General features: G+C 65.8%; 24 protein-coding genes. 18 read left to right on the top strand and 6 right to left on the bottom strand.

Going from position 1 to position 24,297, the window contains the following annotated elements:
* The first annotated feature begins 53 nt into the window (after nucleotides 1-53).
* The 3 genes from SPHN_RS09515 to SPHN_RS09525 all read left to right on the top strand — a co-directional run bounded on the left by SPHN_RS09515 (nucleotide 54) and on the right by SPHN_RS09525 (nucleotide 7,248).
* Nucleotides 54-2,057, top strand: coding sequence for an autotransporter assembly complex protein TamA (locus SPHN_RS09515; protein ID WP_248522904.1), 2,004 nt, complete (start codon nucleotides 54-56; stop codon nucleotides 2,055-2,057).
* A 62-nt stretch (nucleotides 2,058-2,119) separates the two neighbouring features.
* Nucleotides 2,120-6,211, top strand: coding sequence for a translocation/assembly module TamB domain-containing protein (locus tag SPHN_RS09520; protein ID WP_248522986.1), 4,092 nt, complete (start codon nucleotides 2,120-2,122; stop codon nucleotides 6,209-6,211).
* Nucleotides 6,212-6,246: 35 nt separating this feature from the next.
* Complete coding sequence (locus SPHN_RS09525) at nucleotides 6,247-7,248, top strand: glycoside hydrolase family 3 N-terminal domain-containing protein (RefSeq protein WP_248522905.1); 1,002 nt, start codon at nucleotides 6,247-6,249, stop codon at nucleotides 7,246-7,248.
* A gap of 85 nt (nucleotides 7,249-7,333) precedes the next feature.
* On the opposite strand, the gene SPHN_RS09530 is transcribed toward SPHN_RS09525, so the two are convergent.
* Nucleotides 7,334-7,852 carry an META domain-containing protein gene (locus SPHN_RS09530; RefSeq protein WP_248522906.1) on the bottom strand — a complete coding sequence of 173 codons (519 nt, stop codon included), beginning with the start codon at nucleotides 7,850-7,852 and terminating at the stop codon, nucleotides 7,334-7,336.
* Between the two features lie 304 nt (nucleotides 7,853-8,156).
* Between SPHN_RS09530 and SPHN_RS09535 the strand changes: the two genes are divergently transcribed.
* The 5 genes from SPHN_RS09535 to tatC are packed head-to-tail and all read left to right on the top strand — an operon-like array spanning nucleotide 8,157 to nucleotide 11,228.
* Nucleotides 8,157-8,879 carry a segregation and condensation protein A gene (locus SPHN_RS09535; protein WP_248522907.1) on the top strand — a complete coding sequence of 241 codons (723 nt, stop codon included), beginning with the start codon at nucleotides 8,157-8,159 and terminating at the stop codon, nucleotides 8,877-8,879.
* Complete coding sequence (scpB, locus tag SPHN_RS09540) at nucleotides 8,876-9,484, top strand: SMC-Scp complex subunit ScpB (protein WP_248522908.1); 609 nt, start codon at nucleotides 8,876-8,878, stop codon at nucleotides 9,482-9,484. Before SPHN_RS09535 ends, scpB begins: the two co-directional genes overlap by 4 nt.
* A 28-nt stretch (nucleotides 9,485-9,512) precedes the next feature.
* Nucleotides 9,513-9,758 (top strand): Sec-independent protein translocase subunit TatA, encoded by a 246-nt coding sequence (locus SPHN_RS09545; protein ID WP_248522909.1) that lies wholly within the window; start codon nucleotides 9,513-9,515, stop codon nucleotides 9,756-9,758.
* Between the two features lie 53 nt (nucleotides 9,759-9,811).
* Nucleotides 9,812-10,402 (top strand): Sec-independent protein translocase protein TatB, encoded by a 591-nt coding sequence (tatB, locus tag SPHN_RS18590; RefSeq protein WP_432715070.1) that lies wholly within the window; start codon nucleotides 9,812-9,814, stop codon nucleotides 10,400-10,402.
* Between the two features lie 43 nt (nucleotides 10,403-10,445).
* Nucleotides 10,446-11,228, top strand: a complete 783-nt coding sequence (gene tatC / locus SPHN_RS09555) for a twin-arginine translocase subunit TatC (protein ID WP_248522910.1) — start codon at nucleotides 10,446-10,448, stop codon at nucleotides 11,226-11,228.
* 78 nt (nucleotides 11,229-11,306) lie between these two features.
* Here the strand turns inward: tatC and SPHN_RS09560 are convergent, their stop codons facing one another.
* The 3 genes from SPHN_RS09560 to SPHN_RS09570 form a co-directional block, all read right to left on the bottom strand.
* The gene (locus SPHN_RS09560; RefSeq protein WP_248522911.1) at nucleotides 11,307-11,441 is read right to left on the bottom strand and encodes an entericidin EcnA/B family protein; all 135 of its coding nucleotides are present in this window, start codon (nucleotides 11,439-11,441) and stop codon (nucleotides 11,307-11,309) included.
* Nucleotides 11,442-11,763: 322 nt separating this feature from the next.
* On the bottom strand, nucleotides 11,764-13,293 hold the full coding sequence (locus SPHN_RS09565; RefSeq protein ID WP_248522987.1) for a sensor histidine kinase: 1,530 nt from the start codon (nucleotides 13,291-13,293) through the stop codon (nucleotides 11,764-11,766).
* A 107-nt stretch (nucleotides 13,294-13,400) separates the two neighbouring features.
* Entirely contained in the window at nucleotides 13,401-13,604 is a 204-nt protein-coding gene (locus tag SPHN_RS09570; protein ID WP_248522912.1) for a NepR family anti-sigma factor, read from the bottom strand.
* Between the two features lie 260 nt (nucleotides 13,605-13,864).
* Here SPHN_RS09570 and SPHN_RS09575 point away from each other — a divergent pair, with 260 nt between their 5' ends.
* The 3 genes from SPHN_RS09575 to SPHN_RS09585 all read left to right on the top strand — a co-directional run bounded on the left by SPHN_RS09575 (nucleotide 13,865) and on the right by SPHN_RS09585 (nucleotide 15,729).
* A complete protein-coding gene (locus tag SPHN_RS09575) occupies nucleotides 13,865-14,668 on the top strand; it encodes a response regulator (RefSeq protein ID WP_248522913.1) in 804 nt (267 codons plus the stop codon).
* A 120-nt stretch (nucleotides 14,669-14,788) separates the two neighbouring features.
* Entirely contained in the window at nucleotides 14,789-14,926 is a 138-nt protein-coding gene (locus tag SPHN_RS09580; RefSeq protein ID WP_248522914.1) for a hypothetical protein, read from the top strand.
* 149 nt (nucleotides 14,927-15,075) lie between these two features.
* Nucleotides 15,076-15,729, top strand: a complete 654-nt coding sequence (locus SPHN_RS09585) for a sigma-70 family RNA polymerase sigma factor (RefSeq protein WP_132896205.1) — start codon at nucleotides 15,076-15,078, stop codon at nucleotides 15,727-15,729.
* Between the two features lie 32 nt (nucleotides 15,730-15,761).
* Here the strand turns inward: SPHN_RS09585 and SPHN_RS09590 are convergent, their stop codons facing one another.
* Nucleotides 15,762-16,031 carry a hypothetical protein gene (locus tag SPHN_RS09590; protein ID WP_248522915.1) on the bottom strand — a complete coding sequence of 90 codons (270 nt, stop codon included), beginning with the start codon at nucleotides 16,029-16,031 and terminating at the stop codon, nucleotides 15,762-15,764.
* Between SPHN_RS09590 and SPHN_RS09595 the strand changes: the two genes are divergently transcribed.
* From SPHN_RS09595 to SPHN_RS09625, 7 genes are all read left to right on the top strand, one after another.
* A complete protein-coding gene (locus SPHN_RS09595; RefSeq protein ID WP_248522916.1) occupies nucleotides 16,021-18,705 on the top strand; it encodes a bifunctional [glutamine synthetase] adenylyltransferase/[glutamine synthetase]-adenylyl-L-tyrosine phosphorylase in 2,685 nt (894 codons plus the stop codon). The genes SPHN_RS09590 and SPHN_RS09595 overlap by 11 nt on opposite strands.
* On the top strand, nucleotides 18,698-19,162 hold the full coding sequence (locus SPHN_RS09600) for a peroxiredoxin (RefSeq protein ID WP_248522917.1): 465 nt from the start codon (nucleotides 18,698-18,700) through the stop codon (nucleotides 19,160-19,162). Before SPHN_RS09595 ends, SPHN_RS09600 begins: the two co-directional genes overlap by 8 nt.
* A 296-nt stretch (nucleotides 19,163-19,458) precedes the next feature.
* Entirely contained in the window at nucleotides 19,459-20,217 is a 759-nt protein-coding gene (locus SPHN_RS09605; protein ID WP_248522918.1) for a M23 family metallopeptidase, read from the top strand.
* A 358-nt stretch (nucleotides 20,218-20,575) separates the two neighbouring features.
* A complete protein-coding gene (erpA, locus tag SPHN_RS09610; RefSeq protein ID WP_187504898.1) occupies nucleotides 20,576-20,914 on the top strand; it encodes an iron-sulfur cluster insertion protein ErpA in 339 nt (112 codons plus the stop codon).
* An 8-nt stretch (nucleotides 20,915-20,922) separates the two neighbouring features.
* Nucleotides 20,923-21,693 (top strand): exodeoxyribonuclease III, encoded by a 771-nt coding sequence (gene xth, locus SPHN_RS09615; protein WP_248522919.1) that lies wholly within the window; start codon nucleotides 20,923-20,925, stop codon nucleotides 21,691-21,693.
* Nucleotides 21,690-22,496: a transporter gene (locus SPHN_RS09620; protein WP_248522920.1), complete on the top strand. Its 807-nt coding sequence runs from the start codon at nucleotides 21,690-21,692 to the stop codon at nucleotides 22,494-22,496. Before xth ends, SPHN_RS09620 begins: the two co-directional genes overlap by 4 nt.
* A complete protein-coding gene (locus SPHN_RS09625; protein ID WP_248522921.1) occupies nucleotides 22,497-22,823 on the top strand; it encodes a hypothetical protein in 327 nt (108 codons plus the stop codon). It begins immediately after the preceding gene.
* 162 nt (nucleotides 22,824-22,985) lie between these two features.
* Here the strand turns inward: SPHN_RS09625 and SPHN_RS09630 are convergent, their stop codons facing one another.
* On the bottom strand, nucleotides 22,986-24,137 hold the full coding sequence (locus tag SPHN_RS09630) for a GNAT family N-acetyltransferase (RefSeq protein WP_248522922.1): 1,152 nt from the start codon (nucleotides 24,135-24,137) through the stop codon (nucleotides 22,986-22,988).
* Nucleotides 24,138-24,297: the final 160 nt, after the last annotated feature.

The raw sequence follows: 24,297 nt of genomic DNA on the forward strand, positions 1-24,297 counted from the left end.
AAATACGGCGCTACATACTGTTCCGCAACGACAAGCCCGGCTAGGAGCCGGTGATGGTGTCCCGCGTCGGGCGAGCCGGGCCGGCCGCCGCCTTTTTCGTTCTGACGATCTCCGGTGCCGTGGCACAGACTCCGGCGCCCGTACCGACGCCAGTTCAGGTGCCGGCACTGGGGGCGCTCGGGCAGGCGCCTGTCGGTCAGACGCCCGACACGCCGATGTCGCTCGATCCCAACTCGCCGCTCGCCCCGCTTCCCGATATCGGCGTCGCGTGGCCTGATCTCGCCGTCCGGCCGGACGATCCCGCGACCGCGATAGCCGCAACCGATGCCAACGCCGAAACCCGCTATGCTTGGCGGATCGACGGAATCGATGCGATCGACGCCGGCCTTCTCCGCCAGCGATTCGCACAGCTTTCGACGCTGGACGCGAACGACGGGCAGTCCGCCAACGCCGCGCAACTTGATCGTCGCGCCCGCGAGGACGCCGACCTTTTGAACAGCCTGCTGCGCGCGGAGGGCTATTACGACTCCAATATCGTGACGCGCATAGAGCCCAGCGCGAAGCCGATGGTCGTGCTGTCGGTGGCGCCCGGCACGCTCTACCGGTTCAAGGGCGTGACGATCGACGGCATCGCCGCGGCGGGCGACAAGGCGCCGGGCCTCGTCACCGCGTTCGGCGTGAAGCCCGAGGATCCGGTCAATTCCGATGCGATCGTTGCGGGTCAGGCCAAGCTCACCACGCAGATCGGCCGCGAGGGCTTTCCGTTCGCCAAGGTCGGCGATCCGGCGATCGTCGTCGATCATGCCACGCGCACCGCGACGCTCGACCTGTCGGTGCAGCCCGGCGGCGCGCGCAAGTTCGGGCAGATCGTCGCGCTGCCCGGCAACCGGGTGTTCGATGCCGATCATGTCGCGGAGATTGCGCGCTTTTCGCCGGGCGATGCGTATGACGCGGCCAAGATCGACGATCTCCGCCGCGCGCTGATCCAGACCAGCCTGGTCTCCGCGGTCGACATCAAGCCGGTGCAGGGCACGACGCCCGACACCGTCGATGTCGCGGTGAAGCTCGATCGGGCGCCGCCGCATACCATCGCGGGCGAACTCGGCTATGGCACCGGCGAGGGTGCGCGGGCGGAAATCAGCTGGACGCACCGCAACCTGTTCCCGCCCGAGGGCGCGCTGACGTTGCGCAGCGTGCTGGGGACGCAGGAGCAGCTCGGCTCGATCGTGTTCCGGCGCAACAATTTCCAGGCGCGCGACCGCGTGCTGACGCTGCAGGCCTCCGCGGTGCACACCAACCGCGATGCCTATGATGCGAAGACCTTCACGCTCGCGGGCACGCTGGAGCGCCAGACCAACATCTTCTTCCAGAAGACCTGGACGTGGTCGCTGGGCGCCGAGCTGATCGCGTCGGACGAGCGCGACGTGATCGTGTCGACCGGCGATCCGCGGCGGCGGACGTTCTTCATCGGCGCGCTGCCGACCAGTCTCAACTATGACGGCTCCGACGACCTGCTGAACCCGACCAAGGGCTTTCGGCTTGGCGGGCGGCTCAGCCCCGAAGTGTCGTTGCAGGGGTCGGTGTTCGGCTACACGCGGACGCAGTTCGACGGCAGCGTGTACCAGCCGATCGGCGGCAGCGTGGTGCTTGCGGCGCGGACCCGGCTCGGCACTATCGTCGGTGCGCCGCGCGATCAGGTGGCGCCGTCGCGGCGGTTCTATGCCGGTGGCGGCGCGTCGGTGCGCGGCTACGGCTATCAGTCGATCGGCCCGCGCGATCCCAACAACGACCCGATCGGCGGCCGCAGCCTGACCGAATTTTCGATAGAAGCTCGTGTGAAGGCGTTCGGCAATTTCGGCATCGTCCCGTTCCTCGACGCGGGCAACATCTATACCTCGCCGCTGCCGAAATTCACCGGGCTGCAATACGGCACCGGGATCGGCGTGCGCTATTATTCGAACTTCGGGCCGATCCGCCTCGACGTCGGCACGCCGATCAACCCACAGCCGGGCGATAGCCGGATCGCGGTGTACGTGTCGCTGGGGCAGGCGTTTTGAGCGAGGAAGCGACCCTTCCAAAGCGCCGGATCGCGTGGTGGCGCTGGATTGTCAGTGCAGTCATGGCGCTGCTGGTGATCCTCGGCACGGCGTTGCTGATCGTCGACACGGGGATCGGGCATCGTTTCGTCGCGGACCGGATCGCCGCGATCCGGACCGCGAACGGGCTGCGCTTCACGGTCGGGCGGATCGACGGGTCGCTGTACGGCGAAACGCGGCTGATCGATCTGCGCGTGTACGATCTGGAGGGGCTTGTCTTCCAGGCGCCGAACGTCCGGCTGGACTGGTCGCCGTTCGACTGGTTCTTGAACCGGCTGGAGATCCGGCGGCTGATCGTCGATCGCGCGATCCTGACGCACACGCCGCGAACCCGGCCGTCGAAGACCCGCGGATCTATCCTGCCCGACTTCGATATCCGGATCGGCCAATTGTCGGTCGGGCGGCTGACGCTCGCGAAGCGCGTGCTGGGGACGCAGCGGATTGCGCGACTCGACGGACGTGCCGATATTCGTTCGGGGCGCGCGCTGGTCGACCTGAAGGCGCGCGTTGCCGGCAGCGACGACCTGACGCTCCGGATCGACGCGGAGCCGGCGCGCGACCGCTTCGACATCGACGTCGCCGCGAAGGGGGCCGCGGGCGGCGTGCTCGCGCGGATGGTCAAGGCGAAGGGGCCGGTCGCGCTGGCGGTGACCGGCGACGGCAGCTGGGCGAAGTGGAACGGCCGCGCCAACGGCATGATCGGGACGACGCGGGTGGTCGATCTCGCGCTGGCGCAGGTTGCCGGGCGTCATACGCTGTCGGGCACGCTCGCGCCGTCGTCGCTGCTCAAGGGCCGCCTGCAAAAGCTGACCGCGCCGCGCGTGCTCGTCAACGGCAGTGCAGGGTTCGCCGACCGCCGGCTGGACGGGCAACTCTCGTTGCGCACGCCGGCGCTGGCGGTGGACACGACCGGCATCATCGATCTCGGCGCCAACGCGTACCGCGACGTGCGGATCAAGGCGCGGCTGCTGCGTCCGCCCGCGCTGTTCGCCAATATGACGGGCAACATGGTCGAACTGCGCGCGATCCTCGACGGGCCGTTCGCGACCGCGGCGTTCGACTACCGGATCGACGCCAGCCGGTTCGCGTTCGACCAGACCGGGTTCGAGAATGCACACGCCGCCGGCAAGGGGCGGCTTTCCGCCGCGCCGGTGACCGTGCCGATCCGCTTCACCGCCGCCCGCGTCACCGGCGTCGGCACGGTCGCGGGCGGGATCCTGCGCAACCTGTCGGTCGACGGGCTCCTCCGCGTGACCCCGACGCTGCTGTCCGGCGACGCGCTGAGGCTGCGGTCCGACAAGCTCACCGGCAGCATCAATCTGGCGGTCGACCTGCGCAACGGGCAGTTCGAGGTCGGCATCAATGGCGGGCTCGGGCGCTATCTGATCCCCGGGCTCGGCATCGTCGACGTGAAGTCGACCTTGCGCGTCGTCCCCGGCCCGAACCGCAAGGGGATGCGCGTGATCGGGCAGGGCAGCGCGCAGATGGTGCGGCTCGACAACGCGTTCTTCCGCAGCCTCGCGGGCGGATTGCCGAGGATCACGACCAACCTCGAACGTACCACCGATGGCGTGCTGCACTTCACCAATCTGGTGCTGACCGCGCCGCAGATTCGGCTGACCGGCAACGGTTACCGGCGTCGGGATGGGACCTTCCATTTCGAGGGCGGCGGACGCCAGCAGACCTATGGCCCGGTGACGCTGAAACTCGACGGGCAGATCGAGAAGCCGACGCTCGATCTCGTCTTCGCGAGCCCGAATGCGACGCTCGGCCTGTCGAACGTCCGCGCGCATCTCGATCCGACGGCGCAGGGGTTCGCGTTCACCGCGGCGGGCGGCTCGCGGCTCGGGCCGTTCACGACCAACGGCGCGATCCTGTTGCCGCCGGGCAAGGGCGCGACGATCGCGATCGCCGCGTTGAACGTCGCTGGCACCAAAGCGAGCGGCAATATCGCGGTCGTCGATGGCGGCTTCAACGGTGCGCTCGCGGTCGCGGGCGGCGGTATCTCGGGTGAACTCCTGTTCCGTCCGGTTGGACAGATCCAGCGCATCGAAGGCCATCTCGCTGTAAAAGCCGCGACGCTCGACACCGTTGCACTTCGCCAGGGCAAGCTCGATTTCGTCACGTTGCTCGATCCCGCCGGCACCTCGATCGAGGCGACCGCGACCGGGCTCGGCCTGCGTCGCGGTGCGCTCAGCCTCGCGCGGTTCAACGGCTCCGCCTCCCTGCGCGGTGGCATCGGCACGATCAAGGCGTCGATCGCCGGCTCCCGCGGGCGCGCGTTCGATATCCAGAGCGTTACGCAGGTCACCGCGAACAGCTACGCGATCTCCGCGCAAGGGACGCTCGACGGTCGCCCCCTGAAACTGCTCACCCCCGCCGTCGTCACCCAGGCCGAAGACGGCTGGCACCTCGCCCCGACCAAGCTCAGCTTCGGCGGCGGTGAGGCGCAGGTCGGCGGGCTCTTCACCGCGACCAGCACCGCGATCGATGCCAGCCTGACGCGGATGCCGCTTGCCTTGCTCGACATCGGCTATCCGGGGCTCGGCCTGAGCGGTTCGGCATCGGGGCGTTTCAACTTCGCCACGACGAACGGCGCCGCGCCGACCGGCAAGGCCGACCTCACGATCCGCGGCCTCGCCCGCGCCGGCCTCGTCCTGTCGTCGCGACCGATCGACGTCGGCGTCGCGGCGGTGTTGTCGCCCGACAAGCTCGGCCTGCGCGCGGTGATCGCCTCGGGCGGCAAGACGATCGGGCGCGCGCAGGCCCAGCTTGCACCGCTCGGGCCCAATGCTGGAGGGGGCGACCTCGCGTCGCGCATCAGCAACGCCCGGCTGTTCGGGCAGCTTCGGTACAGCGGGCCCGCTGACACGCTGTGGCGGCTCACCGGGGTCGAGCTGTTCGACCTTTCGGGCCCGGTCGCGATCGGCGCGGACGTCGTCGGCACGCTCGCCAACCCGACCTTGCGCGGCGTCGTCCAGGCGAACGGCGCGCGGATCGAGAGCGCGACCACCGGCACCGTCCTCACCAACGTCCAGGCGACCGGCCGCTTCGGCGGCTCGCGGCTCGTGATCGACCGGTTCGGCGCGGACGCGGGCAAGGGCGGGCGCGTCACCGGCACCGGCCAGTTCGAATTCGCCGCCGCCGCCGGGATCGGCCTCGATCTGACGCTGCAGGCCGACAAGGCGGTGATGATCAACCGCGACGACATCGGCGCCACCGTCTCCGGGCCGCTGACGTTCAAGTCTAACGGCTCAGGCGGCACGATCGCGGGCGACGTCCTGCTCGACAAGAGCCGCTACCGTCTCGGCCAGGCGACCGCCGCCAGCGCGGTGCCGCAGCTCAACATCCGCGAGATCAACCTGCCCGAGGGCGGGGAAGAGACCGCGAAACGCACCACGCCCTGGACGCTGGCGATCAAGGCGCGCGCCCCCAGCCAGGTGATGGTCAGCGGGCTCGGGCTGACCAGCGAATGGTCTGCCAACCTCCAGATCGCGGGCGCGCCCGATAACCCGGCGATCACCGGTCGCGCGACGCTGGTCCGCGGCGATTACGAGTTCGCCGGCCGCCAGTTCGAACTCGCGCGCGGCGTGATCCGGTTCGACGGCGGCGTGCCCGCCAACCCGGCGCTCGATATCGAGGCAAACGCGGATTCGACCGGGCTCAGCGCGTCGATCCGCGTCACCGGCTATGCGCTGAAACCCGAAATCGGTTTCACGAGCACGCCCGCGCTGCCCGAGGACGAACTGCTCTCGCGGCTGTTGTTCGGCACCTCGATCACCAACCTGTCCGCGCCCGAAGCGTTGCAGCTGGCGGCGGCGGTCGCGGCGTTGCAGGGCGGCGGCAGCGGTCTGAACCCGATCAACGCGGTGCGCCGCGCGGCCGGTCTCGATCGCCTGCGCATCCTGCCGGCGGACCCGCAGACCGGGCAGGGGACGTCGATCGCGGCCGGCAAATACGTCACGCGGCGGCTGTATGCGGAAATCGTCACCGACGGGCAGGGCTATTCCGCCACGCAGGTCGAGTTCCAGGTCACCCGCTGGCTATCGCTGTTGTCGAGCATCTCGACGCTCGGCCGCCAGAGCGCGAACGTGCGCGTGTCGAAGGATTATTGAATGATCGCGCGCGCCGGTCTCGTTAGGAAGAGTGCATGAAGCCCGTCATCTTCGGCCTGTCCGGCCCCGTCCTCACGCCCCAGGAACGCGCGTTCTTCGCCGAGTGCGAGCCTGCCGGCTACATCCTATTCAAGCGCAACATCGTCGATCGTACGCAGGTAAGGGCGCTGACGGACTCGCTCCGCGAACTGGCCGGCCGCGACGACCTGGCGATCCTGATCGATCAGGAAGGCGGCCGCGTCGCGCGGATGGGCCCCCCCGAATGGCCGGCATTCCCAGCGGGCCCGGTGTTCGATGCAGCCTATGAACGCGCCCCAATGACCGCGATCCAGGCGGCGCGTGCGAATGGCCAGGCGCTGGGCGTGATGCTCAGCGAGGTCGGGATAACCGTCGATTGCGCGCCGCTGCTCGACGTGGCGCAACCCGATACGACCGATGCGGTGTCCTGTCGCACGTTCGGCTCCGACCCGATGCGGGTGGCGGCGCTCGGCCGGGCGACGCTGGAGGGGCTGGCCGAGGGCGGCGTCGTTGGCATCGTCAAGCACATGCCGGGCCACGGCCGCGCCAAGCTCGACACGCACCACCACCTCCCGACCGTCACCGCGACCGACGCCGAGCTGGAAATCGACATCGAACCCTTCCGCACGCTCAACCAGGCGCCGATGGGCATGACGTCGCATATCGTGTTCGAGGCGTGGGACGCCGACCGCCCCGCGACGCTGTCGCCGATCGTGATCGAACGGATCATCCGCGAACGGATCGGCTTCGAAGGCCTGCTGATGACCGACGACATCGACATGAAGGCGCTGTCGGGCACCGCCGGCGACAAGGCGGCGGGCGCGATCGAAGCCGGTTGCGACCTCGTCCTCGACTGCTGGGCCCGCATGGACGAGATGATCGAAATCGCCGGTCGCCTGGGTGAAATTTCCGGCGCGTCGCGGGGGCGGCTCGATCGGGCGATGGCATCGGTCAGACAAACCAAGGGCGACTTCGCTAACTTGATAGCCACGCGGGACGCGCTGTTGGAGCGAGCCTGATAGAAAACATGCGGGCATTGATGCTTGATGCAAAAATCAAAAGTTTTGCATCAAGCATTTGCGCAAGTGGCCTGTAGCTAGCCGCCTACTTGTGGTCGAAATTGTTCGAGGTCTTGCGCCCGCTTTCGGACCCGCGCCCAAGGAGAGGATTGGTAATGGATACCAGTTCCGCCGTGCCCCCATCAGAGAAGGTGATCTGGAGCCGTCCGTCCTGTAGTGACCACGCCTCAGCCGCGTCCATTCGCTGCCAAAAATCGTTTGCCACGACGACACTGCGGCGATCACCGCAGCCTACCGCTGTTTGGATCATCGGCTGCGCGTTGTTGTGTGAGAAGCTGCCTGCGTTACCCACCGTGGTAGCCGACCAATTTAGACGGCTACCGCCAATGCTATTGCAACTCGCGGTGCCGTCGATCTGTCCGTTCGGACGGAAGCGGAGGCTCGCCGCTTCGGGTTCCGCATGAGCAACCTTGTTGCCAAGGAACCGTCGTAAGCCCCAGTAGTGGTTGGTAAGCCGGTCTCTGGTCAAACCGTCTACTGGCTGCGGTGCGGTACACTCAGCAAGGCAGAGCGCAATCAGCGTTAGCAAGAGCAGGTTTCGCACGAAACTCTCCAAGGCAGGCAAAATTCTACCGAAAACGGCCTAACATCCAACTGCAACCGGACGCGATTATCTGTGTAAGCCAATGTCAGGTGACTACCAATCTCTCGGGCCCTGATGCAAAATTCACAATTTTCGCCTCGATCCGAAAACGGCGGAAAAACCGGGCTGCACGGCTATGCAGAATTCCGATGCGGAATAGGTCGCGGTACCGGATGCTCACTGGACACAAGCGAGTGGCCTGAGTCCATCGCCAGCCCATCCTTTCACGGATGCCGAACCGCGTGCAATCCTGTATCTCGGCGTCATGAGCGACGCACAATTGACGCTGGATCTGGACGGGTGGGAGGGGCCCCTCGATCTGCTGTTGTCGCTTGCGCGCGGGCAGAAGGTCGATCTGCGCAAGATTTCGATCCTTGCGCTGGTCGAGCAGTATCTCGCCTACGTCGATTCCGCGCGCGCGCTGAAGCTGGAACTGGCGGCGGACTATCTCGTGATGGCGGCGTGGCTGGCGTATCTGAAGTCCGCCTTGCTGTTGCCGCGCGATCCGCTCGCCGAGCCGGATCCCGAGGAACTCGCGCTGCGGTTGCAGCTTCGGCTCGAACGGTTGAGCGCGATGCGCGAGGCCGGCGCGCGGCTGATGGCGCGCGATCGGACCGGGCGCGACGTGTTCGCGCGAGGCGCGCCCGAGGGGCTGCGGACGGTGCGGAAAGCGGCATGGCAGGCGGAGATCTTCGACCTGATCGCCGCCTATGGCCGGATTTCGGCACGCACGCGGCCGGTGATGCATGTCGTCGCCGACCGCGAGGTGATGACGCTGGAGGCGGCGCTGGAGCGCGTGTCGATTCTCGTCGGCGAACGGATCGACTGGAGCGCGATCGAGAGTTTCCTTCCCGAAGCTGGAGAGCGGTTGCGGCGATCGGCGCTGGCGTCGAGCTTCGTCGCGGCACTCGAACTCGCGCGGCAGGGTAAGATCGACCTGCGCCAGGCCTCGCCGTTCGCGCCACTCTATCTGAGAGCGCGCGCGTGATGCCGCCGGATGATTTCGTGCGGGCGGTCGAGGCGGTGCTGTTCGCGGCCGAGACCCCGCTGACGATCGACGCGATCCGCGCGCATGTCGGGGCGGGCGATGTCCGTGCGGCACTGGATCGGCTCGCCGCGGACTATGCCGGGCGGGGGATCGGCATCGTCCGGCGGGGCGATCGGTGGCAGTTCCAGACCGCGGCGGACATGGCGCACATGCTGCGCCGCGACCGCGAGGAGCCGCGCAAACTCAGTCGCGCTGGCATCGAGACGCTGGCGATCATCGCCTATCACGAGCCGGTCACGCGCGCGGAAATCGAGGCGATTCGCGGGGTGCAGATTTCGAAGGGGACGCTCGACGTTCTGATGGAGGCGGGCTGGGTCAAGCCTTCGGGGCGGCGCGAAGTGCCGGGGCGGCCGCTGATGTTCGCGACCAGCCCCGAATTCCTCTTTCATTTCGGGCTGGCGAGCCGCCGCCACCTGCCGGGGATCGACGATCTGCGCGCCGCCGGGCTGCTCGATCCGGTCGATCTCGCCTTCGATCGGCTCGAAGATAGCGAAGATGGCGGGGGGATGGCGCAATCTCTGGCATTGAGGCGGGATGAGCCTTAGATAGGGTTCAGTTTTCAGGAGAATGGCCATGGGCGGTTTTAGCCCGATTCACTTGCTCGTCCTCGCGGTCGTCGCGATCCTCCTTCTTGGCGGCGGTCGCTTTTCCAGCCTGATGGGTGACGTCGCCAAGGGTGTGAAGAACTTCAAGAAAGGCATGTCGGAGAACGACGACGAGACGCCGGCAAAGCCATCGGCACGGATCGAAGCGCAGAAGTCTGCCGATCCCGCGTTCGATCGCGACGGCAATCGCGTCCGCGACGACCGTCCTGCCTGAAGCGATCGTGCTTGAAGTTGGCAGAGTTGAAGACCCTAGATAGGCGCGGCTGAATGTTCGATATCGCGCCCTCCGAGTTCCTGCTCGTGGCATTCGTCGCGCTCGTCGTGATCGGTCCGAAGGATTTGCCCAAGGCAATGCGCGTGGTCGGCTATTGGGTCGGCAAGGCGCGCGGCGTCGCGCGGCAATTCCGTTCGGGTTTCGATTCGATGGTGCGCGAGGCCGAACTCGAGGAGATGGAAAAGCGCTGGGCGTCGGAAAACGAACGCATCATGCGCGAGCATCCCCAGACGGGTTCGGACGGCGCGACCGATACCGCGCAGGTCGTGCATTCGCCGGAGACCGACGAGTACCGCCGCGATTATAGGTCTGCGGATCATGCGGACGGAAATGATGCGGGCGGAAATGATGCGGGCGGGGATCATGCGGCGGGCGATCATACGGACGAACCGGTGATGGTCGAGAAGCCGGTGGTCGCCGCCGCTCCGCCGACGGTATCGTCGACGCCGGCGCCGGCCGATCCGGAGCAGCCGCCGATCGGCCATAGTGGTTCGGATCTGTCCCACACCCCCCCGGATACGCCAGCTTCGACGGCTCCCGCCCGCGAAGACAAGACCGGCAAGTCCGACGTGGCGCCGTCATGAGCGAACCCGCCGTGATCGCCCAACATAACGCCGAAGGCAGAGCATGAGCGAGATCGACGCAAGCCGGGCGCCGTTGCTCGACCATCTGATCGAGCTCCGGCGGCGGTTGCTATATTGCATTGCCGCACTGATCGTGACGTTCGGGATCGCGATGTATTTCGCCGAGGATATCTTCGGCTTCCTGGTCCATCCGCTGCTCGCGGCGGGGCAGAACAAGGTGATCTATACCGAAATCTTCGAGGCGTTCTTCGTCCAGATCAAGGTGGCGTTCTTCGCGGCGATGATGCTGTCCTTCCCCGTGATCGCGAACCAGCTGTGGCAGTTCGTCGCGCCCGGCCTCTATAAGAAGGAGAAGCGCGCGCTGCTGCCGTTCATCCTCGCGACGCCGGTGCTGTTCCTGACCGGCGCATCGATGGCCTATTACATCGCAATTCCGATGGCGCTGCACTTCCTGCTCGGGTTTGACGGCATGGTCGGCGGTATCCACCGCGAGGCGCTGCCGGCGATCGGCAATTATCTGTCGTTCACCATGCAGTTCCTGTTCGGCTTCGGGATCTCGTTCCTGCTGCCGGTCCTGCTGATGCTGCTGGAACGGGCAGGCATCGTCACGCGGAAACAGCTGATCGGCGCGCGGCGTTACGCTATCGTCGCCGCGTTCGCGATCGCCGCGGTGCTGACGCCGCCGGACATTGGCTCCCAGTTGCTGCTCGCGATCCCGTTGGTCATCCTGTATGAGCTCGCGCTGATCGGGATCTGGTTCACCGAGCGAAGCCGGGCGAAAGCCAAGGCGATCGAGGGCGACTCCACCGATATCGTCGAGAGTTAAGAGCGCAGAAGGCTTACATGGAAACGGGGCCCGGTGCATGTGCACCGGGCCCCGTTCCGTTATCAAAAGCGCAAGAGCTTACTTGGCGCCGTCTGCGGTCTGCGCGACGGTCCTGCCTGCCGATGCGACGTCCTTGCCCGCACCCTCGACCGTGTTGCATGCCGAAACCATGAGCGCGCCTGCGACGACGACCAATCCAACCAACTTACGCATAATAATCCTCCTAGAAGGGCACGAATGCCACCCCGGCTGGAATGTTCGGGATCGGAATTCGTTCCGACCGGCCGCTCCGTTTTTGCGATATTCCAAGAGCTTGGACCCGGCGACCGGCGCCTAAGTTTAAAGGCCCGGCCACATCACCGGGGGGGGAGGGTGATGCGTCCGGGCCTATGACTTGGACAGCGAGAGCGGGGGGGCATAAAGTCGCTGTCCGATTTACTGAACGGCGACCGCGCCGAAGTGTTCCGCGCTTGAGACGATTATCCGAAAAAAATCTAAGGCTAACAACCGTTAACTGTGCGGTGTCGACTTTTAATCAGTCGCGGCCTTTGATGGCAAATGCGATTTCATACGCCCCGATCAAGGGGTCGTGGTGAAGGGGAGAGCGCAACTGCCGCGACAGCCCCTCCATGACGCGACCATATCGCGCTGCGGCCTCACGCAGGGCGTCGCTTTCCACCAGCGCGCGCGAGACCACGCGAAGCAATGCCCGCTCGGGGACATCGGCGGGCTTGACGACGATTCGGATTTGCGCCGCAGGATCGCAGGACATTGCGAGCTCGATCGTTTCGGTCGCCAGGAACGCGATCGCCACCGCGACGTCCTGGTTGACCAGATACGGATCGATATCGAGCGTGATGCCAAGCCCATGCGACCGATCGGATGCAGTCGCGCGAATATTCGCAGAGAGCTCGCCGATCATGGTGCGCAGGTTCAGCCCGCGATTTTCCTCCAGCTCGGCGAAGTGGTTGCGGTGCACGACCGCCAGCGCGTCGACGCGGCGCTGGATCGATGAATAGGCCGCGGTTGCGTCTTCGCTCGGGGCGCTGCGGGCATGAAAATTGATGAGACTGGAAATGACTTGCAGGTTGTTCTTGACCCGGTGATGGACTTCGCGGGTCAGCTTGGTTTGGCGCACGAGCCCTTCGGCCAATCCTGCTTCGTGCAGCGCCACAGTCTGGCTGATGGCCTGAAACGTATCGCCAAGCTCGCGGATTTCCTGGGCGGGCAAGGTCCGCACCGCACCGAGATCGAGCGCTTCGCCCGGCGTGAACGCTGCGACCGCACCCCGCAGGCGGCGAAGAGGCCGGATCAACAGACGATCGACCACGAACCATGCAATGCTGGCCGCCGCAATCCACATCAGCAACGGCAGCAGCATCGCGACCACCAGCGACGATGTTACCGGAGCACTGCGAATGCTCGTGCGCAAGGCGATCCCCGCAACCCCGAGGTCGGTTCGCATCGTCTCCATGCGATCGAGGGGCTTCTCGTCCGGAATGGTCTCGAGCGCCAGCGCATCTTCGTCGAGCACGAGCGCACTGCTGAAAGTCAGTGCCGCGCTCGATGGACGACCGATCTTCTGGAGAAAGGGCTGCGGGAAATAGGCGCGGGCGAATGTGTTACCGCCTGGGCCCGAGATCGCCAGCACCAGGCCGCGGTCAGGAATAATGTCTGCGGTGATCGGCATGTCGTCGCTGCGCAGCGCAGCCGGCATGGGGATCGGCGTGCCGCACAGCACGGTTCCGTCACGCTCGGTGATGACGAAACGCGTCCCGGCCGACGATTGCTGAGCGAACACGCCTTGGGCGCGGGCGCAACTCGGGGCGTCTGCCGGATCGTTGCCCAGAGCATTGACCGCGACCCGGAGCGCCGTCATGTCGCCGACCAGCTCGATGGCAAGAGCGCGGGCGCTCTCGTTGGCCGTTACCCGGAGGCGAGCCCGCGCTTCCGTGTCGGCAAGTCGAGTAGTTTGAAACGTCGCGAACACGGCGATCAGCGCCAAGGGCAGCAGGGCTGCACTCAGGATCAGAAACAACTTCGCGCCGGTCGGTAGGCGCCCCATTGCCGAGATCAGGCGCGTTTCACGGTGAAGACCAGATTGGTCACCGGCTTCTAGGGGAGACGGCTGAACGCGATCGGGGTCGGGGGGCGAGGCCATGCGGCCCGCCCTCAGTCGAGCTTGCCGAGAAGGTCCAGCAGGTCGTCCGGAATCGCTTCATCAACGGTTTTCTGATAAACCGAACGCAGAGCCGAGCCCATTTGCTGATCCTTGTCCGGCCCCTTTACGGGCTTTGTGACTGGCACTGTATTCTGCGTGTCGTGGCCCAAACTCAAAACTTCCCCCTGCACGACGCGAACCTGATCATCTGGCATACCATGTCACAAAAGGGCGATGTGCATACCCGCCACGACGGACGTCGGGCCAGCTGCGGAGTCGCCGAATATGTCGGTGAAACCAAACACGGTCTCGATAGTTCCACGTTTAAGCGAAAATCGCATCTCCGTAGTTTGTCAGCGCATATGTCTTGCCGACGCATAGGGCGAAGATGTGGTTTTTCGGCCACCGCCATTGCAATGACACGAGCCGCCCGACACATGAGGGGCCGCACAGGATCAGGGAGTATTCGTTACCCATGTCTTTAGGACAGCAACTCGCACCGCACCTTCCCTTTTTGCGGCGCTATGGCCGGGCCCTGACCGGCAGCCAGATGCATGGCGATAAATATGTGCGCGCGACCCTGGAAGCGATCGTCGCCGCACCGGAAGAATTCCCGCGCGACGTAGACCCGCGTCTCGGCCTGTATCGGATGTTCCAGGTCATCTGGAACTCGGCCAATTTCGATGAAGTCGCGGACGAAAGCGTCCAGGACTCCGGTGGTAACGAGGCCGTCGCCCGGGCGCGTCTAGCCCGCATGACGCCTTTGTCGCGCCAGGCCCTGTTGCTGACCGCGATGGAGGGCTTCACGCCCGAGGACGCCGCGTACCTGATCGAAGTCGATACGAGCGAGGTCGACGACCTGGTCGCCGACGCATTGTCGGAAATCGAGAACCAGACGCGTGCGAAGGTCCTGATCATCGAGGACGAGCCAATCATCGCGATGGACATCGAAACCATCGTTCGCGATCTCGGGCACGACGTGACCGGGGTCGCCGTTACCCGCGACGAAGCGGTTGCGCTGGCGATGGAAACGCGGCCGGGCCTCGTGCTCGCCGACATCCAGCTGGCCGACGACAGTTCGGGCATCGACGCGGTCAAGGACATCCTGGCCGAGTTCGAGGTTCCGGTGATCTTCATTACCGCGTTCCCCGAGCGGTTGTTGACCGGCGAGCGTCCCGAGCCGACGTTCCTGATCACCAAGCCTTTCCAGCGTTCGACCGTGAAGGCTGCGATCAGTCAGGCATTGTTCTTCGACCAGGCGACCGTGCCGACGGCCTAACGGACACGGTTCGTCGTCAACTTTTTCCAACCGCTTGATTGGGCGGCGATATCGCTGCATCTTGGGTCCGCTTCCGTAAATGGTTGCGGACCCAAAACGGTTTTCGGGGGTTTACTCGACATGGCTGACCCGAACGAACGTATCCACATTAAAACCGAAGATGCTCGCGCCGGCTCGACGCCGCACATGACGCGATACATCTTGGGCATTTCGCTGGTGCTGGTCATCGCGATATTCGGCTTTCTCGTTTTCCGCTGACATAAGTGTTTTCCGCTGACATAAGTTAGGACTGCACGGCTGGCATTGCGGTCGTGAACGCCTATGTTCGCCGTCACCGGGCTCCGCTTGGTGAAAAGTGCTTACGGTGACGTGCCCGAAAACACGTGACCGAAACTGACAGGATTTTCATGGTACAGCCTGCTCCACATACCGATGACGAGGACGATATCGACGAAGTCGTCGCGCCGGTGGAGCACGTCTCTCTGTCGGATGCCGAGTTCAAGGTTCAACTCGCGCAGGTCATTCCCCATTTGCGTGCGTTCGGCCGATCGCTGTCAGGCAGCCGCGATCTCGCCGATGATCTGGTCCAGGAAACCCTGCTGAAGGCTTGGGCTGCGCGTTTGCGGTTTCAGGCTGGCACCAACATGCGGGCATGGACCTTCATCATCCTGCGCAACCTGTATCTGTCGCAGATGCGTCGCGCGCGGTTCAAGGGCGAATGGGACGATCTTGTCGCTGATCGCATCCTTGCGGCGCCGGCGAGCCAGGATCGACATGTCGAGCTTGGTGACATGCAGCGTGCGCTGATGCATCTGCCGCAACCACAGCGCGAGGCGCTGATCCTGGTCGGGGCGGGTGGTTTTGCCTACGAGGAGGCGGCTGAAATCTGCAACGTTGCGGTCGGGACGATCAAGAGCCGCGTCGCTCGAGGTCGTGTGGCACTCGAAACGATCTTGACCGATGGCTCGCTGCCGTCGCGACGCGATCATGAGACTGATACAAGTAAGACAGCCCTGGATTCGATCATGGGCGATGTCGAGCATCTTAGCCGCGGGCGCTGATTCTCGGTCCGAAGATTAAGATGGTTGGGGTCTCAGTGGTGTCGAATTTTTGCACCGTCGAGCGACCGCAGTAATCGTTCCATATCTTCCGGCAGCCTCGGCTGAGGCCCGAACGCATCGCGCAACGAAGTGCCGATGACGTCGGTCGGTCTCGGCCGGCGGACAACGTGCTGGCCTTCGGCTTCGCGGCTGATGGTAAGGAACGAATAGGTCATGCTGGCAATAACGGCTAAGTCGATTATTTGTTGCTTTGTCGTGTAAAGTATGGACTGAATTCTGTAGTGTTGCGCGATGAGCAGCACGAATACTGAACACGCGATAAACGACGCGCTCGACCGGGCGCGACTTTGGTCTCCTTTCCTCGCGATGATTCTCGACCGCGAGCCGGTACTTGCCCGTGCGCTTGCCGAAGGGCGGCTCGATCTTGGCGCATCCAGTGCGACGCCCGACATGGCGGTTGCCAAACGGCTCAGGCTCGAACGGCGCGCGATGGCATTGAATGTCGCGATCGGCGATCTTGCGGGCGTGCTCGACCTGACCGCGGTCACCGGTGCGCTGACCCGGTTTGCCGACCATGCGCTTGATACCGCGATCCGGGCCGCGATCGAGGAGCGGACGCCCGGCGCGGAGCCGCTCGGCTTCACCGCGATCGCGCTCGGCAAGCAGGGCAGCGGCGAGCTCAATTATTCGTCCGATATCGATCCGATCCTGCTGTTCGATCCCGCGACCCTGCCAGTGAAGCCGCGCGAGGAGCCCGAGCAGGCGGCCGTGCGGATCGGCAGGCGCGTCGTCGAACTGCTCCAGGCGCGCGATGGCGACGGCTATGTCCTGCGCGTCGACCTGCGCTTGCGACCCTCGCCCGAAATCACGCCGATCGTGCTGCCGGTCGAGGCGGCGATCGGCTATTACGAGGCGCAGGCTTTGCCGTGGGAGCGCGCCGCGTTTATCCGCGCGCGGGCGGCGGCTGGCGATCTCGCGCTGGGCCAGCGGTTTCTCGATGCGATCCGGCCATTCGTCTGGCGGCGGGCACTCGATTTCGGCGCGATCGGTGAGATACGCGGAATTTCCGCACGGATCCGCGATCACCATTCGCAGGGGCAGGCGTTCGGTCCCGGCTACGACCTGAAGCGCGGGCGGGGTGGGATACGCGAGGCGGAATTCTTCGCGCAGATCCACCAGTTGATCCACGGCGGACGCGATCGCAGCGTCCGCGCGCCGGCGACCCGCGATGCGCTCGCGCGACTGGCGGACGCGGGCTGGATCGGCACCGACGAGTCGCGGGCGCTGATCGACGGCTACACGCTGCTGCGGACGATCGAGCACCGCGTGCAGATGATCGACGACCGCCAGACGCACGCGCTGCCGACCGGGGAGGCGCTCGACCGCGTGGCCAAGCTGCACGGATTGGAAGATGCCGGCGCGCTGCTGGCGTTGCTCGCCCCGCGGGTGGCGGCGACCGGCCGGATCTACGACGCGCTCGACGACACCGCGCGCCCTGCGTTCTCGCATGACGCGGTGACGCTGGAGGCCGATCTCGCCGCTGCCGGGTTCGACGAGCCCGAGCCTGCGCGCCGCCGGATCGAGGCGTGGCGGGGCGGGGCCTATCCGGCGTTGCGCAGCCCTGCAGCGCGCGAGGCGCTGGAGGCGGTGCTGCCGACGCTCGTCACGGCGTTCGCGACCGCGCCGGTGCCGCAGGCGGCGTTGCTCAGGCTAGATGCGCTACTCGAACGCCTGCCGAGCGCGATCAACATCTTCCGCCTGCTGGAGGCGCGACCGGGGCTGGCGACGTTGCTTGCCGCCATCCTCAGCCATGCGCCGACGCTTGCCGACGATCTCGGTCGGCGCCCGGATCTGCTCGACGGGCTGATCGACGCGACCGCGTTCGAGCCGGTTGGCGATATCGCGGCGCTGGAGGCGGCGATGCGCGCGGGCGAGGTCGGGGGCGACTACCAGGCGCGGCTCGATCATGTCCGCCGGGTGGTCGGCGAACTGCGGTTCGCGCTCGGGGCGCAGATCGTCGCAGGCGCGTCCGATCCGCTGCACGTCGCCGCCGGCTACGCGCGGGTCGCGGAGGCGGCGATCGGCGTGCTCTCGCGCGCGACGATCGACGAGTTCGCCAAGGTGCATGGGATCGTACCAGGCAGCGAACTCGTCATCCTCGCGCTCGGGCGGATGGGCGGCGCGATGCTCACGCACGCGTCCGATCTCGACCTGATCTATCTGTTTACGGGCGACTTCGCGGCAGAGTCGGATGGCCCGAAGCCGCTCGGCGCGACCCTGTACTACAACCGCCTCGCGCAGCGCGTGACGGCGGCGCTGTCGGTCGCGACGGCGGCGGGCCCGCTCTATCAGATCGACACGCGGTTGCGACCGTCGGGTGGGCAGGGGCCGCTGGTCGTCACGCTCGACAGTTTCGCCCGCTACCAGCGCGAGGATGCATGGACGTGGGAGCATATGGCGCTCACCCGGGCGCGGCCGGTGTTCGGGTCGCCGGACGCGCGCGCCGCGGTGACTGACATCGTGCGCGGCGTGCTCGAAGGCGATCGCCCGACCCGCGACGTGGTCGCCGAGGCGAAGTCGATGCGTGCGGACATGGCGGCGCACAAGCCGCCCAAGGGACCGCTCGATGCCAAGCTCCTCCCCGGCGGCCTCGTCGACCTGGAGTTCGCAGTGCATGTTGTCCAACTCGTCAACCGCGCCGGCTTCGACCCCAATCTCGGTACCGCGATCGATCGGCTGGCGACCGAAGGCCTCGTCCCGCCCACGTTGCGCGCCGCGCATGACGTGCTGACCCGGTTGCTGGTCACGCTCCGCCTCGTCGCGCCCGATGCCGCGCCGCCGGGGCATGCGACGGAAGAGCTGATCGCGCGCGCGATCGGGGTCGCGGATTGGCCGGCGGTGGTTGCCACGCTCGAATCGACGCGGCAGGAAGTCCGCCGGTTCTGGGCGCAAGTGACGGGAGAGCAGGATGGATGAAGGGTCGAAGATTCCGGACGTGACGGTCACGGTTGACGATGCGGGCAACGAGGCAGCCGTGTCGCTGGCGAGCCTCGGCGCGCCGCTCGTGGTGTATTTCTACCCGAAGGACGACACCTCGGGCTGCACCACCGAGGCAAAGGACTTTTCCGCGCTCGCCGATGCGTTCGACGCGGCGGGGGTGAAGGTCGTCGGCATCTCGAAGGACACGCCCGCCTCCCACGCGAAATTTGCCGCCAAGCATTCGCTTACCGTGCAACTCGCCAGCGATGTCGACGGCGTTGCCTGCGAGGCGTTCGGCGTCTGGGTCGAGAAGGCGATGTATGGCAAGAAATACATGGGGATCGAGCGCGCGACGTTTCTGTTCGGCGCCGATGGCACGCTGGTGAAAGCGTGGCGCAAGGTCCGCGTTCCGGGCCATGCCGACGCGGTGCTGGCGGCCGCAAAGGCGCTCTGAACTGCGGGCAGTAAAGGGCGGAGATTCGAAGATATTCCGTCGGCCGTCGGCCGCGTTCCGCGATCGTTCCCTGCGCGAGGCGGGCGATTCCATCAACTCGCCGTATCAGTCTGCCGCTCCGGCGCGCGAACGGCGCCTCGCTCTTGCCCGTCGCGGCGGTATCCGGCCTAACTCCACCTGTCTGGTGCGCGGAGGGGCTGCGAGTCAGGACAGAGTTTCGGAGCCGTCCGCCTTGGGCGAACGGCCCTGCATTTTTTTGTCGGGGACCAATGGTCGATTTTACCACTGCAGCCATCGTGACACGCCTCAAGGCTGTGTTCGCGGTGCGTAAATTCTCTTCGATCGGGCAATATGCGATCGCTGCGACGATGGGCGTCGCCGGGTTCGCTTCGACCGCAGCAGCGCAGGCCGGGGGGCCCGCCAAGACAGTCGCAAGCCAGGCGCACGGCGTCCAAGCCGCGACCGGTGGTCCGATGATCGCCGCCAACACCGAGGAAGCCACCGCCGATCTCCGCGCCGACGCGCAGTTCCGCACGCTGTTCCAGACCTGGAAGAAGCTCGATGCCACCCAGCAAGGCGTTATCGCGATCCCGTCGGTCCAGCCGGTCCACTCGCTTTCGTTCACCAGCAATTTCGGGATCCGCTCGGATCCGTTCCGCGGTACCGCGGCGATGCATGCCGGCGTCGATATCCCCGGCCCGGTCGGCACGCCGATCTATGCCACCGCCGACGGCGTCGTCGCGCACGCCGGTCGTCAGGGCGGCTACGGCAATCTGGTCGAGCTGAGCCACGGCAAGGGTATCGCCACCCGCTACGGCCACCTTTCCAAGATCCTGGTCGCCGACAACACGCGCGTGACCCGCGGCCAGCTTATCGCGCTGATGGGCTCGACCGGGCGTTCGACCGGCCCGCATCTTCACTATGAAGTCCGTATCGACGGCCACGCCGTCAACCCGATCCCGTTCCTGACGACCGCGGATTATCTGCTCGCCGCACAGGACCGCTCGGTCAAAGCGATCCCCGTCTCCACCGGCGGCCCCGCCGCGCAGGACTGATGCGGACGCAAGCGTAAGCGCTAATGTAGGCCGCACCCCCTTCATCCCGGCAAAAGCCGGGACCTCGACCCACGGGGACGGATTATCGATATCCGGCCACCCCATTACCGCCCGTACCGTCATCCCAGCGGAAGCTGGGATATCCCACCACGGGGACGGACCATCAGAATGAGAGCCCAGCTTTCGCTGGGATGACGGGCGAGGCGGCGGCGCCGGTCCTACGGTAAGGCACCGGTGCCGATCCTACGCCCAGGCAGCAGCGCCGGTCCTACGGGCGAGCCACGGATGCCGATCTCGGAACCTTCCGGACGCTAACCCCAAGGTTGCCGCCGCTCCCCCAACCCCCTATCTCCAAGCGATGGCAACGCTGGCTCCCGACATCATCCTCACCCCCTCCGCTGCGGCGCGCGTCGCGGCGATCGCCGTCAAACAGGGGAAGCCGGCCATCCTCCGGCTCTCGGTCGATGGCGGTGGCTGTTCCGGGTTCCAGTATAAATTCGGGTTCGCCGACTCAGTCGAATCCGATGACGTCATCGCCGAGCATGACGGCGTGAAGCTCGTCGTCGACAGCGTCAGCATCGATCTCGTCCGCGGGTGTGCGGTCGATTACGTCGAGTCGCTCGCTGGCGCCGCGTTCAAGGTCGAGAATCCCAACGCCGCATCGGGTTGCGGCTGCGGCTCCAGCTTCTCGGTCTGATCCGCCCCATGAAAATCGTCACGTACAACGTCAACGGCATCAAAGCGCGGTTGCCGCGGCTGATCGAGTATCTCGTCGAAGAACAACCCGACATCGTCTGTCTTCAGGAACTCAAGTCGAGCGACGACACCTTCCCGATCGCGGACATAGAAGCGGTCGGCTACGGCGCAGTCTGGCACGGCCAGAAGGCGTGGAACGGCGTCGCGATCCTCGCAAAGAGCGGCACGCCCGTCGTCCGCCAGCGCGGCTTGGAAGGCGAACCCGAGGACGAGCACAGCCGCTACATCGAGGCGGAAATCGACGGCCTGATCGTGGCCGCGCTGTATCTCCCCAACGGCAATCCGCAGCCGGGCCCGAAGTTCGACTATAAACTGCGTTGGATGGACCGCCTCGCCGACCGTGCGCGCGTGCTGCTGGCCGAGGAAAAGCCGGCGATCCTCGCGGGCGACTACAACGTCATCGCCAACGACGACGACACCTACTCGATCCGCGCGATGCAGGATGATGCGCTGATGCAGCCCGAAAGCCGTGAGCATTACCGTGCGCTCGTCGCACAAGGCTGGACCGATGCGCTCCGCACGCAATTCCCCAAGGGTGGCGTCTGGACGTTCTGGGATTACCAGGCCGGCGCATGGCAGCGCGACGCAGGGTTCCGGATCGATCACCTGCTGCTCAGCCCGCAGGCCGCCGACCGGATGATCGATGCCGGCGTCGACAAGGCCTATCGCGGCCGCGAAAAAGCCAGCGACCACGCGCCGACCTGGGTCCGGTTGCGTTGACGCGCCTAATCCGCGTCGCGCTGGCGGGTGTTTTGGTTGCGAGTGTTGGCTTCTCGGGTACGGCATCGGCGCAGGAGCGCGAATACTGCCCGGATCGGCCGGGTCTCGATACGCCTGCCTGCACGATCGCACCGGGGCGCATTTCGGTCGAGACGTCGCTGGCCGACTGGACGCGCGACGACCAGCCGCGCTCGCGCGAGGACAGCATCCTGTTTGGCGACACGCTAGTCCGCGTCGGCGTCAGCGACACGATCGAGGCGCGGATCGGCTGGACGCCGTTCGGGCATGACCGGATTCGCGACCCGAGCGGGATCGATTCGGTGAACGGGGTCGGCGATGTTTCGCTCGGGATGAAGGCGAACCTCCACCACCCGGACGGCTCGGACCTGTCGGTATCGGTGCTGCCGTTCGTGACGCTGCCGGTCGGGCGGTCGTCGATCGACGCGGGCGACTGGGGCGCGGGGTTTCTCGTGCCGTTGACCTACGAACTGTCGGATTCGGTATCGCTCGACCTGACGCCGGAGATCGATGCGGCGGTCGACCAGGACGGCAATGGTCGGCATCTCGCGTATAGCTCGACAGCCGGCCTGTCGGTCGAGGTCGCCAAGACCGTTACGCTGACCGGCGAATTACAGGCGTTGCGCGACAACGATCCGGAGAAGCATGCGACGCAGGCGCTCGCCGCGCTCTCGCTGGCGTGGATGGCGAACGATGATCTCCAGTTCGACATGTTCGGCGCGGCCGGGCTGAACCACGATACGCCCGACGCGCGGGTGTATGCCGGGTTATCGCGGAGGTTCTAGATGCTGGTCGGCTTGCTCCTGCTGCAAGCGATAGCCGGGCCGCCGCTCCCGCCGGAACTGCGCAAGCGCGCGCCGCGGGCGACGATGGCGTGTCCGGTACAGGCTGATCCCGATGGCGAGATCGTCGTCTGCGCGCGGCCGACCGATCAGCGCGTCGCCAAACTGGCCGAGCCCGTCCAGCCTGCGCGCGGCGATCCGCTGTCGTTTCGGCTGCCGGGGGGAGGAACGGGCAATGTCCACGCCATTCGTACCGAACTGCCCGGTGCGAGCGGGCAGGGGGGCGCGGTGACGCTGAAGATGCCGTTCGGCAGGGGGAAGCGGGAGTAGGGCCGCGCGCCCTGCGTCATACTGACGCCTCCCGTCATCCTGACGAAAGTCAGGACCCAGGGTTCAGAATGCTGCTCTGTTGGGCTCTGGGTCCTGACTTTCGTCAGGATGACAACCTTTAGCGGCCTTTCCCTCGCTGCGACGTTCAGCGGCCTTGGCCCCCTAGAGCGGCCGCTCGTACACCTGGTACACCTTGTTAACCCGGCTCTCGATCGTCTCCGCGATCGACCGCATCCCCTGGTTGTCGTCCAGAATCCAGCCGATTTCCGCGCGCTTCGCATCATAATGCTCGACCGACGCACGGCGGATATATTCGATCATCATGAAGGCCAGCTGGCTCGCCATCCGCGACGCCTGCAACTCCTTCACCACGCCCATCAGCGGCACGCGCACCGTCCGCACCTTGGGCTTGCGCAGCCACCACAACAGTTTCGCCCAGCCGAACGGGAGCAGGCTGCCGTTCAGCGGCTTGATCGCCTCGTTCAGGTCGGGAAGCGTGATCATGAACGCGACCGGCTTGCCGTCCAGCTCGGCGATCCGGATCAGGTCGTTGAAGACGATCGGCTTCAGCTTGACGCCAACGTCCTTGATCTCCGGAGGGGTCAAGGGCACGAACCCCCAATTGTCGCGCCACGCGTCGTTGAGGATAGACAGGATGATCGCCGCCTCTTCCTCGAACTTGGTCTTGTCGACGTTGCGGACGGTGATCCGCGGGTTCTTCTCGCCCGACTTGATGATCCGCTGGACGATCGGTGGGAATTGCTTCGTGACGTCGACCTCGTAGGTCATCAGCCGCTTGACCGGGCGATACTGCGCCCATTCGATCCAGCCGCGATATTCGCGCTTGGCGTGGCCCATCATGATCGTCGGCGGATGATCGTAACCGTCGATCAGCAGCCCCGGCTCCTCCCAGATCGACATGCTGATCGGCCCGAGCACGCGCGTCATGCCTTGCTCACGCAGCCAGTCCTCGGCGCGGGCGAGCAGCGCCTGGAAGATGTCCTGCCGTTCGGCTTCCATCAGCCCCCATTGGCCGACGCCGGGACCGAAGCCCTGCTCGGGCGGCATCGTCAGCGCGAGCGTATCGATGTGCGCGGAGATGCGGCCGACGACCCGGCCGTCCTCCTCGGCGAGGAACAATTGCGCCTTGGCATGGCTGAACCAGCCGTTCTTGTCGGGCGTGATCAGCCCGAGCGCCTCGGACTTCAGCGGCGGCACCCAGTTGGGATCGTCGGCGTAAAGTCGGAACGGGAGATCGATGAAGATTTTCCGGTCCTTCTTCGTCTCGACCGGACGGATCGTAAGCTTAGCCATGTGTCGTTCCCGAAAACGCAGTCGCGCGTGTCTAGCCAGCGTCCGGCGTAAAGGCGAGTGACACGTGCGTCATCGCGGCAGCCGGTCAGAGTGATCGGGTTTCCTCGCGCCGAGACAAGCGCGCAACCTGTAAATGCCACGCTGCGGCCACTATCTTCGG

Origin of the sequence: Sphingomonas faeni (assembly GCF_023195535.1) — a bacterium.
In the GTDB taxonomy this organism is placed as follows: Bacteria; Pseudomonadota; Alphaproteobacteria; order Sphingomonadales; family Sphingomonadaceae; genus Sphingomonas; species Sphingomonas faeni_B.

Coding starts and splice junctions, on each gene's coding strand:
- SPHN_RS09515 (WP_248522904.1), top strand. CDS start 54: ATGGTGTCCCGCGTCGGGCGAGCCGGGCCGGCCGCCGCCTTTTTCGTT.
- SPHN_RS09520 (WP_248522986.1), top strand. CDS start 2,120: ATGGCGCTGCTGGTGATCCTCGGCACGGCGTTGCTGATCGTCGACACG.
- SPHN_RS09525 (WP_248522905.1), top strand. CDS start 6,247: ATGAAGCCCGTCATCTTCGGCCTGTCCGGCCCCGTCCTCACGCCCCAG.
- SPHN_RS09535 (WP_248522907.1), top strand. CDS start 8,157: ATGAGCGACGCACAATTGACGCTGGATCTGGACGGGTGGGAGGGGCCC.
- SPHN_RS09545 (WP_248522909.1), top strand. CDS start 9,513: ATGGGCGGTTTTAGCCCGATTCACTTGCTCGTCCTCGCGGTCGTCGCG.
- tatB (WP_432715070.1), top strand. CDS start 9,812: ATGTTCGATATCGCGCCCTCCGAGTTCCTGCTCGTGGCATTCGTCGCG.
- tatC (WP_248522910.1), top strand. CDS start 10,446: ATGAGCGAGATCGACGCAAGCCGGGCGCCGTTGCTCGACCATCTGATC.
- SPHN_RS09560 (WP_248522911.1), bottom strand. CDS start 11,441: ATGCGTAAGTTGGTTGGATTGGTCGTCGTCGCAGGCGCGCTCATGGTT.
- SPHN_RS09565 (WP_248522987.1), bottom strand. CDS start 13,293: ATGGGGCGCCTACCGACCGGCGCGAAGTTGTTTCTGATCCTGAGTGCA.
- SPHN_RS09570 (WP_248522912.1), bottom strand. CDS start 13,604: ATGCCAGATGATCAGGTTCGCGTCGTGCAGGGGGAAGTTTTGAGTTTG.
- SPHN_RS09575 (WP_248522913.1), top strand. CDS start 13,865: ATGTCTTTAGGACAGCAACTCGCACCGCACCTTCCCTTTTTGCGGCGC.
- SPHN_RS09580 (WP_248522914.1), top strand. CDS start 14,789: ATGGCTGACCCGAACGAACGTATCCACATTAAAACCGAAGATGCTCGC.
- SPHN_RS09585 (WP_132896205.1), top strand. CDS start 15,076: ATGGTACAGCCTGCTCCACATACCGATGACGAGGACGATATCGACGAA.
- SPHN_RS09595 (WP_248522916.1), top strand. CDS start 16,021: ATGAGCAGCACGAATACTGAACACGCGATAAACGACGCGCTCGACCGG.
- SPHN_RS09600 (WP_248522917.1), top strand. CDS start 18,698: ATGGATGAAGGGTCGAAGATTCCGGACGTGACGGTCACGGTTGACGAT.
- erpA (WP_187504898.1), top strand. CDS start 20,576: ATGGCAACGCTGGCTCCCGACATCATCCTCACCCCCTCCGCTGCGGCG.
- xth (WP_248522919.1), top strand. CDS start 20,923: ATGAAAATCGTCACGTACAACGTCAACGGCATCAAAGCGCGGTTGCCG.
- SPHN_RS09625 (WP_248522921.1), top strand. CDS start 22,497: ATGCTGGTCGGCTTGCTCCTGCTGCAAGCGATAGCCGGGCCGCCGCTC.
- SPHN_RS09630 (WP_248522922.1), bottom strand. CDS start 24,137: ATGGCTAAGCTTACGATCCGTCCGGTCGAGACGAAGAAGGACCGGAAA.